Annotated in this window: 15 protein-coding genes; 2 read left to right on the top strand and 13 right to left on the bottom strand. The window is 40.3% G+C overall.

Features of this window, described 5'->3' with window-relative positions; genetic code table 11:
• Nucleotides 1-89: 89 nt before the first annotated feature.
• The 5 genes from HWV01_RS02010 to dusA form a co-directional block, all read right to left on the bottom strand.
• On the bottom strand, nucleotides 90-503 hold the full coding sequence (locus HWV01_RS02010; protein ID WP_211673844.1) for a substrate-binding domain-containing protein: 414 nt from the start codon (nucleotides 501-503) through the stop codon (nucleotides 90-92).
• Nucleotides 504-514: 11 nt separating this feature from the next.
• Nucleotides 515-1,699, bottom strand: coding sequence for a hypothetical protein (locus HWV01_RS02005; RefSeq protein WP_211673843.1), 1,185 nt, complete (start codon nucleotides 1,697-1,699; stop codon nucleotides 515-517).
• A 240-nt stretch (nucleotides 1,700-1,939) separates the two neighbouring features.
• Nucleotides 1,940-2,101, bottom strand: a complete 162-nt coding sequence (locus HWV01_RS02000; RefSeq protein WP_211673842.1) for a hypothetical protein — start codon at nucleotides 2,099-2,101, stop codon at nucleotides 1,940-1,942.
• Between the two features lie 51 nt (nucleotides 2,102-2,152).
• On the bottom strand, nucleotides 2,153-3,772 hold the full coding sequence (locus tag HWV01_RS01995) for a methyl-accepting chemotaxis protein (RefSeq protein WP_211673841.1): 1,620 nt from the start codon (nucleotides 3,770-3,772) through the stop codon (nucleotides 2,153-2,155).
• A 320-nt stretch (nucleotides 3,773-4,092) separates the two neighbouring features.
• Nucleotides 4,093-5,085, bottom strand: a complete 993-nt coding sequence (gene dusA / locus HWV01_RS01990; RefSeq protein ID WP_211673840.1) for a tRNA dihydrouridine(20/20a) synthase DusA — start codon at nucleotides 5,083-5,085, stop codon at nucleotides 4,093-4,095.
• A gap of 394 nt (nucleotides 5,086-5,479) precedes the next feature.
• On the opposite strand from dusA, the gene zur reads away from it, so the two are divergent.
• Both zur and HWV01_RS01980 read left to right on the top strand, forming a co-directional pair.
• A complete protein-coding gene (gene zur / locus HWV01_RS01985; protein ID WP_249185416.1) occupies nucleotides 5,480-5,920 on the top strand; it encodes a zinc uptake transcriptional repressor Zur in 441 nt (146 codons plus the stop codon).
• A gap of 24 nt (nucleotides 5,921-5,944) precedes the next feature.
• Nucleotides 5,945-6,409: a chemotaxis protein CheX gene (locus tag HWV01_RS01980; RefSeq protein ID WP_067046139.1), complete on the top strand. Its 465-nt coding sequence runs from the start codon at nucleotides 5,945-5,947 to the stop codon at nucleotides 6,407-6,409.
• Between the two features lie 108 nt (nucleotides 6,410-6,517).
• On the opposite strand, the gene HWV01_RS01975 is transcribed toward HWV01_RS01980, so the two are convergent.
• From HWV01_RS01975 to HWV01_RS01940, 8 genes are all read right to left on the bottom strand, one after another.
• Complete coding sequence (locus tag HWV01_RS01975) at nucleotides 6,518-7,120, bottom strand: peroxiredoxin C (protein ID WP_211673838.1); 603 nt, start codon at nucleotides 7,118-7,120, stop codon at nucleotides 6,518-6,520.
• A 230-nt stretch (nucleotides 7,121-7,350) separates the two neighbouring features.
• Nucleotides 7,351-7,719 carry a DUF4440 domain-containing protein gene (locus HWV01_RS01970; RefSeq protein ID WP_211673837.1) on the bottom strand — a complete coding sequence of 123 codons (369 nt, stop codon included), beginning with the start codon at nucleotides 7,717-7,719 and terminating at the stop codon, nucleotides 7,351-7,353.
• Between the two features lie 32 nt (nucleotides 7,720-7,751).
• Nucleotides 7,752-8,639, bottom strand: coding sequence for a radical SAM protein (locus HWV01_RS01965; protein ID WP_211673836.1), 888 nt, complete (start codon nucleotides 8,637-8,639; stop codon nucleotides 7,752-7,754).
• Between the two features lie 97 nt (nucleotides 8,640-8,736).
• On the bottom strand, nucleotides 8,737-9,387 hold the full coding sequence (locus HWV01_RS01960) for a TetR/AcrR family transcriptional regulator (protein WP_211673835.1): 651 nt from the start codon (nucleotides 9,385-9,387) through the stop codon (nucleotides 8,737-8,739).
• A gap of 345 nt (nucleotides 9,388-9,732) precedes the next feature.
• On the bottom strand, nucleotides 9,733-10,806 hold the full coding sequence (gene alr / locus HWV01_RS01955; protein WP_211673834.1) for an alanine racemase: 1,074 nt from the start codon (nucleotides 10,804-10,806) through the stop codon (nucleotides 9,733-9,735).
• A gap of 9 nt (nucleotides 10,807-10,815) precedes the next feature.
• Nucleotides 10,816-12,243, bottom strand: coding sequence for a replicative DNA helicase (dnaB, locus tag HWV01_RS01950; protein WP_211673833.1), 1,428 nt, complete (start codon nucleotides 12,241-12,243; stop codon nucleotides 10,816-10,818).
• A 181-nt stretch (nucleotides 12,244-12,424) separates the two neighbouring features.
• The gene (locus tag HWV01_RS01945) at nucleotides 12,425-12,739 is read right to left on the bottom strand and encodes a cytochrome c (protein ID WP_211675611.1); all 315 of its coding nucleotides are present in this window, start codon (nucleotides 12,737-12,739) and stop codon (nucleotides 12,425-12,427) included.
• Nucleotides 12,740-12,857: 118 nt separating this feature from the next.
• On the bottom strand, nucleotides 12,858-13,862 hold the full coding sequence (locus HWV01_RS01940) for an AraC family transcriptional regulator (protein ID WP_249185415.1): 1,005 nt from the start codon (nucleotides 13,860-13,862) through the stop codon (nucleotides 12,858-12,860).
• Nucleotides 13,863-14,036 lie beyond the last annotated feature (174 nt).

The raw sequence follows: 14,036 nt of genomic DNA, 5'->3' as shown, positions 1-14,036 counted from the left end.
CGATTTACTTCTAAGGGCAGCCAGAATCAGACAAAAAAATACCGTACATAAAGCACGGTATTTAAAAATAAAAACATGAAATAAAGACGTTAAAGTTTGAATAGCACTTTAATAGAACTATCAACGTCAGCTTCATCAATATAACCAATCGCCGCAGAATTCGCTGCAACCTGATTTTTGATTAATGATGCCGAACCTAATACTTTAGGAGGCTTACCTTTGCCGGTAAAAACAAGACGCGACCAATACGCTTGTAACTGAGACTCGCTTTTCCCTGTTATCGCAGCATGAAACGCTTGACGTTCAGCACTACCATTAGCACGCTCGAACACTTTAACTTTCTCACCACTCGGTAACCTTTTAGACTTACCTAAATACAGCTTAGAAACCTGTGATTTAGATAGTGAATCCGGACCTGACGGATTAACAATAACAACCAATCCCGCTTGTGCAACACCAGAAAATAACGCTGTCGTAAGTACGATTTTAGCTAATAATTTCACTTTTACTTTCCTTAAAATACAGCGTCAAAAGAAACGGTATAAACGATAGTGTCATCGAATTCTTTCGTATTCGCATACGTTTTAGAATCAATGTTTGATGTTAACGCTCCGCTCGTACCACCAAAATCATCCGCATAGGTTACATCTAGTTTTAATGCTAAATTAGCGCTAATATCATAACGCGTCCCAGCACTATAAGTCGTACGCTGCCAATTAAGTAACGCCATATCAGGAGGACTTCCTGCACGCTTCTCATCATCCGTTGTCTTCAAATAAGAATAACTCACATACGGAGTGAAAGCCTCGATGCGGTAACCTAGAGTAATATAAGCAGACTCAGTGTCCGCATACGTACCTTCTACTTTCGATATGGTATATTCTGAAATAGCAATTAACGAACCGTTGTCATAGCTAATACCGGCACCAACAAACTGAGCTTTATTCTTTTCGAATGCACCAAGTAAAGGCAATCCTGTATCTTTCGAATTTAAATCGGTTTGGAAATAAGTCCCGCGGAATACCCACTCTTCGTAACTCAAGGTTGCAGATAAACCAGCAATATCGCTGAAATCTACATCTTTTCCTACTGAGTTATCTTCGCCCGATGAGCTGTCATTACCGTAACTTACTTGCAGCGCCAGTGTCGCGTCACCCACATCACGTTGATACGTAACATCAACGCCATTGAATGAGCTAATAGGTGCAATGGTATAAACATCAGCAGGAGGTGTAGCCCAAGGTTGTGCATAGCCCACTTCTAAAAAGTCAGAATACATATATAGCGGTAAACGTAAACGACCCACACGCGCCAAGAAGCCGTTATCAAAATCGTGACTTAAAAAAGCCCATTCCATTTCAGGCGTCCAATCATCAGAGCCACGACCAACAATTTGAGCCACGACTTGAGTTTGATCTGAAATCGCAAATGTACCTTGCAGACCCAATTTACTACCGTCAGCAAAGTTTGGGTTAGTCGTGGCACTTTCAAAGCCAGCATCATTATTAGCGGCAACCATTTTACCGGTAAAGAAGCCATTAATAGACATACGTTCAGCTAATGAATCATACTCATTTTGTTCTTGTAACATCGCAAGCTTTTGTTCAACTTGCGCTAGGCGCTCTGCATCCGTCGCTGCATGAGCAAATTGCGTTGCACAAACTACAGCCAGTGGTAACAACGTAAATACTTTTTTCATCCATTTATCCTAGGTATATAACGAATATAAATGACTACCACCCCATAATCAAAATGTATGAAGATGAATATAGCCATTTCAAACAACAACTTACACTAAGGAAACAGAGGACACTGGTGATATGACACCCGCTTACAAAAATGCTGGATAATCACTCTAAACATACGCTATGCGTATATAAAACAAACAGGACGTTAACGGGATAGCACTAGATGAGTCGAGTAATTGAACGCGACCTAGCTACTCTGCGGAGGTAATTAGGTATTCGGTATTGAATTGTGCAACTGAAATACAAGCAGCTAAAGATAGTTTTTCGGTGGTGTTCTGTAATTGGGTTGATCTAATTGTTGATACTGTTTTTGATAAAATGTTTGAGCCATCGATATCAATTTGCTTGATCATAAAATTTCTCTCCTTAGAAATTTCGTGTAACAAGCAAATTGTAGTTACTCACTACACACTAAATTGATTTGTTGCTTGCCTTAAATGTTGTGTTGCAACCTCGATAGCGCGTGTTATGTCGTCAAGCACCACGGTATCTTGAGATACTTGCGTTGCTATCGCATGGGTTTCATCAATATAACCATTTATCAATTTGCTGGTTTGCGCTTGCTCTTCTGTCGCCGACGCAATTTGCTCGTTGACGACGTTAATCGCGTCAACTTTACCCGAAATACTGATAAGAGAGTCACTCGCACTCGATGATTGCTCTACGCCCATCTCCGCTTTACTCATCCCACGTTGCATCGCTTCCACAGCACCTCGTGAAGCGCGTTGCAATTCTTCCAGTACTTGTTGGATCTCTTGGGTTGAGTCTTGTGTGCGAGATGCTAAAGTTCGAACTTCATCAGCAACGACAGCAAAACCTCGTCCTTGTTCGCCCGCACGCGCCGCTTCAATGGCTGCATTTAATGCTAACAGATTGGTCTGATCGGCGATACCACGGATAGTATCGAGAATAACACCTACATTGCTCGTATGAGAGTCTAATTCATCAATCACTTTTGATGCTGTTTTGACCTCATTAGCTAGGTCATGTATAGCTTCAATAGTCTTCTCGACAACCACTGTTCCAGTCTCCGCTTCCTTGTTTGCACTACTTGCTTCCAAAGAAGCATTAGATGCATAATCAGCAATATGCCTGACAGTATCAAACATTTCGTTCATCGAGCGAGAGACCTGATCAATCGACTTACTTTGCTCTTGAATTCGAGATTTAGACGTGCAGCTTGATGTCGCTAATTGCGTCGACACTTGTGATAACGAATCAATAGATTGGATAGTTTCGGAGATACTGCCATGCAACTTATTCAGGAACTGATTAAACCAATGCACTAGGTCACCAATTTCATCTTTATTGGTGTAATCAATACGTATTGTCAGATCACCATCACCTTGTGCGATCTCTTTTAAAGAATCAGATACTTTACGAATGCTACCCGTAATAGACACAGTCAGCCAATAACACACTGCAAGCACTAAAATAATAACGCCAACACCCAATAAAACACCTTTATTACGGCTGCTATCTGAGCTTTCTAATGAGGCATCAATTAACGCGGTAAAGTCAGATTGGCTGTCTTGTTTAAATTGATCCAGCTCCGCCAATAATTTGTCTAATTTAAGACTATTCCTCTCTGCTAATACAGATAAACTATCAATAGAAATCGAGCCACTAATCAAGCCATTAGCCAAATATTTAGCTGATTTGTAATATTCAGAAGCTTCATTTTTAATTAATAATAATTCACGATTTTTGTCGGGATGGATCGAATTAATTAAATCGAGTTGTGCAATCAGATCAACATAAACATCGTCTGCACTCAGCAGCATATCTTCATCGCCAATCGTGACCGATGTTTCAATTGCTTGCGTTAATTCAGCAATTTTACTGTTACTAATCGTGGCGGCTTCAAGTACTGGATAATAAATAGCAGACAGTTGTGATAAACGTTCTTTGTTTTCTTTTACAACGAGGATATTCGCGAAAAGATAAGTTAAAAAACTAACGACAACAACCGCCGAAAGAATGCCGATTTTATGCTTGATTTTTAGTTGGGTTGATAGTCCCATTTAATACCTCTGTAGCGTTTACAAGTTAGTTTGATAGTATTATTACAATACCAATCCCGTCCCTCTGATCTAACTTATAGATCGGACAACGTCCTTAGAATCCTAATAGCTTATCGGCTTCATAATCAAAATCATGACCATTTTTTGGATCTTTATCTTATTAAACCATTCGCATTAGTGTTTTCATACTACCTGAATAAACTAGCCCAAACGAGAGGCATTAGTTAATAAATAACCAGCACTTACAAATCATACAAAAAAAGCCTATCATATAAATAATAATAGGCTTTTTAATTTTTTAATCTTTTTAAATCAATAAACTATACTTTTGGCACTAACTTGAGCGCAGCTTCAACAACATCAACACCAGCGCCTTTTTTATGTCCTTGTTCACTCAAGTAACGTTTCCACGCTCTCGCACCAGGCTGACCAAGGAATAACCCCAGTATATGACGATAAATATGCGTTAAGCTCCCACCATTACGAATATGATTATCAATATACGGTAGCATCATTTCAGCATAATCATGACGACTATAAGTCGACTTCTCAGCACCGTAAACAAGTTCATCAACTTGGCTCAATAGATAAGGATTATGATACGCTTCACGCCCCATCATCACACCATCAATGTGCGTAAGGTGCGATTCTGTCTCTGCTAACGTTTTAACGCCACCGTTAATCGCAATAAACAATCCCGGAAAATCCTGCTTAATATCGTAAACACGTTGATAATTAAGTTCTGGGATCTCACGGTTTTCTTTCGGGCTTAAGCCACTTAACCAAGCTTTACGGGCATGCAAAGTAAAGTCCTTACAACCCGTTGCCGCGACTGTATCAATAAATGTTTGTAAAAATTCATACGAATCTTGATCGTCAATACCAATACGAGTTTTAACGGTAATTGGAATATCTACCACGTCTTGCATTGCTTTAACGCAATCCGCCACCAGCATAGGTTCCGCCATTAGACAGGCACCAAATTTACCACTTTGAACGCGATCAGACGGACAACCCACGTTCAGATTAATTTCGTCATAACCACGTTCTTGTGCCAGTTTAGCGCTTTGTGCCAGATCTAGCGGGTTGCTGCCACCTAACTGCAAAGACACAGGGTGCTCTTCTTGGTTATAGGCAAGATAATCACCTCGGCCGTGAATGATTGCACCGGTTGTCACCATTTCTGTATACAGTAAGGTGTTTTTGGTCAGTAGGCGATGAAAGTAACGACAATGACGGTCTGTCCAATCCAACATAGGGGCAATCGAAAAACGTCCAGGGGCATGAACACTGGTGGTAACTGGCTTTGTCATTGCTTTATCTCTTATCTCGGTGCGCATCGCGCTAAATTACGTTAAATTGTTTTTAAATTCGTGCAGCAGCGTGGCAACTACGACGAAAAACAAGGGGGCGATCATACACCTTGCGCGCTTCACTTTCAAAACTAAAGATCTTGTTCAACGATGGCACCACACCACAAACTCGCTTTAGCTTAAAGCAGCGCGAGTTCTCTGATAAAAACAGTACCTTTCACGACTCAATTATAAACTTAGCCATCACTAATTTATGAATACGTTAACCAACCCAACGAAATACCCTTAAAACCACTATAAAGATCGCTTGCTTTGCTATTTTTAGTATATTGCAATTAGAAAAGCCCTCCTAGTGTGTTAGCATTATCCTTTCTCAGCTACTTGAATGATCCCTATGACAGATTCAGCGAACAATTTACTCTACAGAGCACAACAACTCTGTATTACCCGTGCCGTTCGCTTCACCCCAATTAGGCAGCAAATTTTTCTGTTAATGGCACAGCACAACGCCATGATTAGTGCTTATGATCTGCTTGCTCAATTGCAGCTGTTAGAACCAAACGCAAAACCACCGACCGTCTATCGCGCGCTCGATTTTCTACTCGAAGAAGGTTTTATTCATAAGATAGAATCGAGTAATGCATTTATTTTGTGCCCACATTTTGGTGAAAAACACCCTTCTCAACTACTCTTATGTAAGAGTTGTGGTGGTGTTATTGAATTACACAATGCAGAAATAGAAGAGTTACTACAATCACTTGCCGATGAGCATGGTTTTGCAATTACGACTAAGACAGTCGAAGCACACGGTATCTGTGCTGATTGCCGTGAATAATTAAATTTTCAGGAACAACAAACAATGCGCGTAGAGTTTATCAATCCATTTATCTCATCTTTATTAAATGTATTAAATACCATGGCACAAGTGGAATTAACACCCGGTAAGCCAAGACTCAAAAAAGATGATAAAGCCAAAGGTGATATTACTGGCATCATGGGAATGATGTCAACGCAAGCAAAAGGCTCATTTTCACTTACCTTTGATGAGTCATTAGCCTTAGCGATCATGAATAATATGCTGGGTGAGAAACCCGCTAAAATTGACGCTGAAGTAATTGATATGGTAGGTGAGATCACCAACATGGTAACAGGTGGGGCAAAGCGTATTTTAGCTGATAAAGGCTTTGATTTTGATATGTCGACACCGATTGTGGTGTCAGGTAAAGGGCATACAGTTACTCACAAAGCAGAAGGTCCTAAATTGTTGCTGCCACTAACCAGTGCATTCGGTAGTGCGTCTATTGAGATATGCTTTGATAGCTAATTCAATTTAACGTTATTTAAAACAAAATCATTCAATACTAAAAAGCCAATCTCACTGAGATTGGCTTTTTTATTAGACTTAATTTTTACTTAATAAGTTAAGTGAAAATTATAGGCCTTTAGCATTTTTGCTTAGGTATTTAGCAACGCCTTCAGGTGATGCTTCCATAGCTTCTTTACCAGCTTCCCATTGTGCAGGACAAACTTCACCGTTTTTCTCGTGGAAGTTTAGTGCATCAACCATACGTAGCATTTCATCGATGTTACGGCCTAATGGAAGGTCGTTAACAACTTGGTGACGAACAACGCCGTTTGTGTCGATTAGGAAAGAACCACGGAAAGCCACACCAGCTTCTGGATGTTCAACACCATATGCTTGACAAATATCGTGTTTAACGTCTGCTACTAGTGGGTATTTAACTGGACCGATACCGCCATCTTCAATAGAAGTGTTACGCCATGCGTTGTGGCTGAATTGTGAATCGATTGAAACACCGATAACTTCAACACCACGTTTTTGGAAATCTTCTAGACGGTGATCAAAAGCGATTAGCTCTGATGGGCAAACAAATGTGAAATCAAGTGGGTAGAAAAATACAACCGCTGATTTACCTTTAGTGAATTCAGCAAAGTTAAAGCTATCAACGATTTCGCCGTTACCTAGTACTGCTGCAGCTGTAAAGTCTGGTGCTTGACGTCCTACTAAAACCATTTTAATCTCCTAAATTAATTAAATATTTGCTTATTTTACGGCATAATTTTTACATTAAATATAATCTTAAACCAATTGCTTTAGACAATCATTTTGATAGGAAAAAACTATCGAATATTTGCTGATTATAAGATAAACGTTATTGAAATATAACCATAGCACCGCACTTTCTGGTTGTCATCTTGTGTAGCCGATTTTTGTTAAGGCTGTGATAATAACAGCGCTTAATGTTAAAATGGTTTACACGGGGTTCCTTGATGAAATATTATTTTCCATCCTGTCAGATTTTTTTTCCAAATAGAAGTACGGAGAGAGTAAGTTTTCTTATCATTACCATAGTCCATCCAGCCTTTGTAGCATAGCTGAACAACATCTGTGGATATTTCTCTGAATTCAAAAGACTGACTTCCAGTAGTGACTCTTAACCCCGTTTCCCTTGTTATCACATCAAGTACTTCTAATTTATTAAACTTAACGCCTCTTCCCGATAGTACAATAAATTCATCATCAATAAACGGGATTAATTCCTCAACTTCATTATTCATTACGTGTTTATGCAAACTTTTTTCACTAATGATAATCTGGTCCTTTAAAGACATCGTTTTTCCTTTTTCGGTGAGAAAGATAGAAATTATAACCCACGCTGCCATTCTTTACGTAAATGGCTCTGCTCAGGGGTTTCAATGGCACTACATATCTGTGCTAGTAATCTGCTTTTATCTTGCCCCAGAACCCCTTTTAAAGACAAGTAGTTAGAGGCGTGGTCAGACCTGAATATGGTATTCTTAAGTTCCAAATTTTCTAACAACATTTGCATTTCCAAAAACAAGCCCTGCTGATCAGGTAACTGGAAACCATTAACAAAATTTTGGGAAAACTTAGCTTGCCCTAGTGGAAAAGACACCACTAACGTCGATAAATAGTCTGGCTGTGCAGCATTCATTAAGCGCGCAGAGTTTAATGCATGCTGCTCGGTAAACTCAGTACCACCCAGACCATTAAGTATCATCACTGAAGTTTTAATACCCGCACCTTTCAGCTTGTAGAGAGCATCAAGTTGCGAATCATAAGTCTCCCCTTTCTCTACTAATGCGAGAACCTCATCATCACCACTTTCACAACCAACATAAACAATGCCCAAACCTAAATTACATAACTCATAAAGCTCTGCTAATGATTTGCTTTTGATATTACGTGGTAAACAATATGCACTGACTCTTTGAACATCTGGCATGTGTTTACGAATAAGTAACAAGATCTCTTTTAACCGTTTAAACGGTAATGTCATGGCATCACCATCAGCCAGGAAAACGCGCTGATGTTTTTGCCCGCTAGCAACGACACTCAAAATTTCGGCTTCGATATCAGCTATCTTTTTAGCTCGAAATTTTTTCTGAGGTTGCGTATACATATCGCAAAAAGTGCAGTTATTCCAAGAACAACCATTTGCGACTTGTAAGATCAACGATCGCCATTCACTCGGCGGACGAAATACAGGTTCAACATAAGAGATAGGCATGTAACAATTCCGTTATTTAATAATCAGCATCCGCTGCTAATTTAGGAAGGTATCTAGCAGTGACTAAATTATTCAGCACCGCTAGTTTGTTCGGATATTATGCAGGGCTTGAACTTGGATTTTCTTTAAGGTCATAACCAGCAAGGTGGGCATAATGAGTCAAGTATACCGTCGCTAACACTTTTGCTTCGCGTACGTATTTATCTGCCAATTCAGGTTCTTGCACTGCCAAGCGTAAAATAGAACCTACAGTACGTGGTAGGATAACCGAGATCATTTTAACTTGCTCGCTACTGATATCATCAGAAACAATACTCGCCATTTGCTTTTGAATAACCGCAGAATGAAAATCGAGGGCTGACTGATCAATACTTTTCAGTTCTGGCAGTGAATCAACGCCCGACCAAACGGCCATGTAACCCGGTTCATTACGGTAAAACTCAGCGTATGTCTCAATGACCAACTCAATACGCTCTTCAAGCGGTAAATCACTTGGTACTGCTGAGAAGCGTAATTGCAACGCTTGTAAATGGCGTTCTGCCAGCGCACGGATAATCGATGCTTTGTTCGGAAAGTAACGATATAGCGATGTTCTAGTTAAACCCGATGCTTTGGCAATATCTGAAGGCGTCGCATTAGCAATACCAATCTCATCAAATAAGATTGCTGCTGAATCAATGATTTGCTTTACTCTTTCAAGGCTTCTTTCTTGTCTAGGAAGATTTCTTTGTATCGTATTATCTGTCATATGCCGCCCCTTACTGCTATACAAACTAAATGATAAAAGTAAGATTAAATAAGTTTAGTCGTAGCCACTAGTCACATAAATCAATTTTATATTTATTAGTGAATTCAGAAATAAAACAATAAGTTACTTTATATATTCAAATCTCTGTCAAACCCACATAGAGCTTGAACTCTAGTTAATCATAACGTAATTAATGAGTAAATTGCAGATGAAATGCTCATATTTACATTTACTTAAATGTATTATAATTCATGATCCCATGTTACCTATAACATAATACCTTGATATAGCTTAACTTTAGTTGGCTTAGGCAATAAAAATTAGGGCGTCATGGTCAACTAATTTTTATAAATATTTAAGTGTAACCCGTTGGGTAAGCTTAGTAACAAGTTCATATGCAATGGTTCCTATGTGTTCTGCCACTAATTCTGCTGGTAAACCTGCGCCCCACATAATCACTTTATCACCCACTTTATCTTGGCATTCGGCGCCTAAATTTACCGTTAACATATCCATCGAGACACGGCCAACAATCGGCACGATACGGCCATTAATTAATACCGGCGTTCCTTCTGGCGCCATGCGTGGGTAGCCATCACCGTAACCCACAGCAACAACGCCTAAGCGTGTATCTTCTGACGCACTCCAGATACCACCATAGCCCGTTGTTTCACCTTTTTTAATATCGTGTACTGCAATTAAATCTGTGGTTAAGGTCATTACTGGCTTTAAATCATGATCTACGGCTGTCGCGCCGATCATAGGTGATACACCATACAGCATGATACCTGGACGGATCCATTCTCGGCGTGCAGCAGGCCAAGCTAACAGACCAGCAGAGTTAGCAATTGAATGCTCACCTTCTTCACCAACAACTAACTCATCAAATAAATCAATTTGGCGTTGGGTGATAGTTGGATCGGCTTCATCGGCACAACTAAAATGCGTCATCAACCGTGCTGGTTGCACTACATTAGGGTTATTCTTCAAGCGCTCAATCGCACGTTTACAGTTGTCAGGACGTATACCCAAACGATGCATACCGGTATCCATTTTCAACCAAACATGGATAGGCGCATCTAAATCTGCTTGTTCTAATTCATCAAGTTGTTGTTCGATATGTACCGATGTTTGGATATTATTCGCCACCAAGATCGGTAATTCATCAGTCGAGAAGAAACCTTCCAGTAATAAGATCGGTTTTACAATACCACCACTGCGCAGGGTTAAGGCTTCTTCAACACGAGCCACCGCAAATGCATCGACATCAGTAAGCGCAGATGCGACGGCAAGTAGACCATGGCCATAAGCATTCGCCTTCACAACAGCCATTATTTTACTGTTAGGGGCAATGCTTTTTATTTGTTGAACGTTATGCTGCAATGACTGCAAGCATATTTCAGCCGTTGCTGAACGCATAGTTATTCCTTAATAATCATCATCATAAGCAGGGCCGGTAAAGTTATCAAAGCGTGAGAATTCACCGTTAAAGGTCAGTCTGACTTTACCAATCGGGCCATTACGTTGTTTGCCGATAATAATTTCGGCCGTGCCTTTATCTGGTGAATCGTCGTTATAAACCTCATCACGATAAATAAACATAATTAAATCGGCATCCTGCTCAATAGATCCTGATTCACGAAGATCCGAGTTAACCGGGCGCTTATCAGCACGTTGCTCCAGCGAGCGGTTCAACTGAGATAAGGCAATCACAGGGCATTTAAGTTCCTTAGCAAGGGACTTCAATGAACGCGATATTTCAGCGATCTCCAAGGTTCTGTTTTCGCTTAATGCAGGTACGCGCATTAATTGTAGGTAGTCAATCATGATCATACTGATGCCACCATGATCACGAGCAATACGGCGAGAGCGCGAACGAACCTCGGTAGGGGTCAAACCAGAACTATCATCGATATACATCTTACCCTGCTCTAGCATACTCTTCATGGTCGCAGATAAACGCGCCCAATCATCATCATCTAATTGACCAGTACGTACTTTGGTTTGGTTAATTTTACCCAGTGACGCGAGCATACGCATCATAATCTGTTCTGCAGGCATCTCCAGTGAAAAAATAACCGCAGGTTTATCTTCATTTAGTGCCGCGTGTTCACATAAATTCATCGCGAAAGTCGTTTTTCCCATGGATGGACGCGCTGCGACAATAATTAAATCAGATGGTTGGAATCCTGTCGTCATGCCATCAAGGTCGTTATACCCAGATGCAACACCTGTCACACCGTCATGCGGGGTTTGATAAAGTTCTTCGATTTTATCAACGGTTTCTTGCAGAACGCTTTCTAAGTTCTTCGGGCCTTGGCCTTCGCTCTGTCTTGATTCTGCAATTTGAAATACTTTGCTTTCAGCTAAATCAAGTAGGTCGGTACTTTTACGCCCTTGCGGCTCATAACCTGATTCACTGATATCGCTGGCAACCGCAATAAGTTCACGTATCACTGCACGCTCACGCACAATGTTAGCATAAGCAGTAATGTTCGACGCACTTGGGGTATTTTTAACAATATCACCCAGATACGCAAAGCCACCAGCATCATCAAGCAGTTCTTCGTTATCTAGCCATTCAGAAACGGTAATAATATCCAGTGGGATATGCTGATCCACCAGCTTTGCCATTCCTTCGAAGATAAGTTGATGTGGGCGACTGTAAAAATCTTTTGCTACAATAAATTCGGTTACACGATCCCAAGCTTCATTATCAATGAATAAGCCACCTAAAACCGATTGCTCAGCCTCAAACGAATGCGGCGGCACTTTTAGCGCATCAACAGCACTGTCTTTTTTATTTTTGTCTTTTGAAAACTGATTTTGAAACTGGTTTTGACGTTTTTCGGCCATGCTAGCACTCACGAAATTTAGTGTGATTAACCATTATCCTAAAAATATCCCTGTAGGGGAAATGAAATAACCAGAGAAGTGGTAAAAATTTATATGAAGGGATCGTTTGCTGGTTTTTTGGTTAATAAAAAAGCCTCACAATGAGGCTTATGCACTTACCAGCGTAGGGATTAACTCAATACTATTTAAGGCTTGAGAAGTACGCTGCTACGTTATTAATATCAGCATCAGATAATGCAGCAGCTTGGCCGGCCATCACAGGTGCCATACCGCCTGTACGCTGACCAGCTTTGTATGCTTTCAATGCATTAACTAAATACATTTCTTTCTGACCCGCTAGATTTGGGTACATAGGAATAGCAGAAATACCTGACGCACCATGACAAGCTGCACACACTACAGCTTTGGCTTTACCAGCAGCAACATCACCCGCAGCCATAGACAAAGAAGGGACTAAACATGCTAACGCAACAATCATTGTTGTAATTTTTTTCATCATATACTCACTAATTGCATCCTGCTGTGAAGCAGTATAAAGGTTAATTTTATTCTTTTTGGAAAATATTAGACCTCATACTCGAAAAATGAAAGCATTGCGTACATAAATGGCTTATTTAACCTAATTTCTGTGAACTACATTCTCTATAAACACTCGGAGTTTGCCCTGTCCAACGCTTAAAACTTCGAAAAAAAGATCGTGTTTCACTAAATCCAAGTTGCATAGCAATATCATCCACCGCCAGCTGTGTTTCAATTAAATACTGCTGAGCCAGTGATAAACGCGCCTCATCCAATAATTTCTGATAACTGGTTTGCTCTTGCTGCAATTTCCGCTGCAACGTTCTTTCACTCATGTTTAACTGCCCAGCGACCATATCTTTGCGAGTAATACCTTTCGATAATAAAATACGAATAATATCTTTAACTTGGACACTAAAACTATGCGTATCGCCAAGGGCAGAAACTTGTACCGCGGCATGCATCTCAAGTGTTTTCAACAAGTTACAGTCTGGCTGCCGTAACGGGATACCAAGGTATTCACGCGGTAAAATAAGACTATTACTTGATTGTGAAAATAGTACCGGACAAGAAAATACCTGCTGATAGTGATGCATAAGTTCTGGCGCTGGCGCTGCACGTTGCAGATGTACTTCCAAAGGTCCTAAATCTTGCCCTGACAACCAACGGACATAAGCAAGCCAAGAAGCAAATACATTATCGACCATTTGCTCTCGTACATCTTCAAAGGTATAGGCACAATGCCAATTGATACATAGCTGCTTAGATTGATAGTTTATTGATGTCACGCCCATGTCGCCCACCAATTTTTCATAAGGCTGAATACGTTCAAGCGCTTGTTCAAGCGTCGCACACGTCATCGTGATATAACCCAGAACACTGTACGAACTTGGCTCAACAAAGGCACCACTTTTCAATCCGAATAAGGGGTCATCAGTGGCAATAATAAGGTTGGCCAAAAATGCCTGCAATTGCTCACCAGTAATACGCTCACTTTCTTGGGCAAGCGTGGCTACTGTAATATTACTGCGTGACAATAACGCTGGTACATCGATATCCAACGTTTCCACATAACGTAAATACTGTTTTATTACTGGCACTGATACTGAACCTAGCCCTACCATAACTGAATCATCCTTATTCAATACGTATTTATGAGTATAACGAGCTTTACCCTGAGGTATTGTGAGTTAGTCCTAATTTGATACTTATCTTGGCTTAATACGACAATGCTATCAACCGCCCTTTACATCTAAACTAGATAACATACCGTA

It is taken from the genome of Moritella sp. 5 (assembly GCF_018219455.1).
In the GTDB taxonomy this organism is placed as follows: Bacteria; Pseudomonadota; Gammaproteobacteria; order Enterobacterales; family Moritellaceae; genus Moritella.
Note: the sequence above shows the minus strand (reverse complement) of the source record. Positions and strands in the feature narration are given on the sequence as shown.

Excerpts from the sequence above, each read along its gene's own strand:
- HWV01_RS02005 (WP_211673843.1), bottom strand. The coding sequence starts at position 1,699 with ATGAAAAAAGTATTTACGTTGTTACCACTGGCTGTAGTTTGTGCAACG.
- HWV01_RS02000 (WP_211673842.1), bottom strand. The coding sequence starts at position 2,101 with ATGATCAAGCAAATTGATATCGATGGCTCAAACATTTTATCAAAAACA.
- HWV01_RS01995 (WP_211673841.1), bottom strand. The coding sequence starts at position 3,772 with ATGGGACTATCAACCCAACTAAAAATCAAGCATAAAATCGGCATTCTT.
- dusA (WP_211673840.1), bottom strand. The coding sequence starts at position 5,085 with ATGACAAAGCCAGTTACCACCAGTGTTCATGCCCCTGGACGTTTTTCG.
- zur (WP_249185416.1), top strand. The coding sequence starts at position 5,480 with ATGACAGATTCAGCGAACAATTTACTCTACAGAGCACAACAACTCTGT.
- HWV01_RS01980 (WP_067046139.1), top strand. The coding sequence starts at position 5,945 with ATGCGCGTAGAGTTTATCAATCCATTTATCTCATCTTTATTAAATGTA.
- HWV01_RS01975 (WP_211673838.1), bottom strand. The coding sequence starts at position 7,120 with ATGGTTTTAGTAGGACGTCAAGCACCAGACTTTACAGCTGCAGCAGTA.
- HWV01_RS01970 (WP_211673837.1), bottom strand. The coding sequence starts at position 7,719 with ATGTCTTTAAAGGACCAGATTATCATTAGTGAAAAAAGTTTGCATAAA.
- HWV01_RS01965 (WP_211673836.1), bottom strand. The coding sequence starts at position 8,639 with ATGCCTATCTCTTATGTTGAACCTGTATTTCGTCCGCCGAGTGAATGG.
- HWV01_RS01960 (WP_211673835.1), bottom strand. The coding sequence starts at position 9,387 with ATGACAGATAATACGATACAAAGAAATCTTCCTAGACAAGAAAGAAGC.
- alr (WP_211673834.1), bottom strand. The coding sequence starts at position 10,806 with ATGCGTTCAGCAACGGCTGAAATATGCTTGCAGTCATTGCAGCATAAC.
- dnaB (WP_211673833.1), bottom strand. The coding sequence starts at position 12,243 with ATGGCCGAAAAACGTCAAAACCAGTTTCAAAATCAGTTTTCAAAAGAC.
- HWV01_RS01945 (WP_211675611.1), bottom strand. The coding sequence starts at position 12,739 with ATGAAAAAAATTACAACAATGATTGTTGCGTTAGCATGTTTAGTCCCT.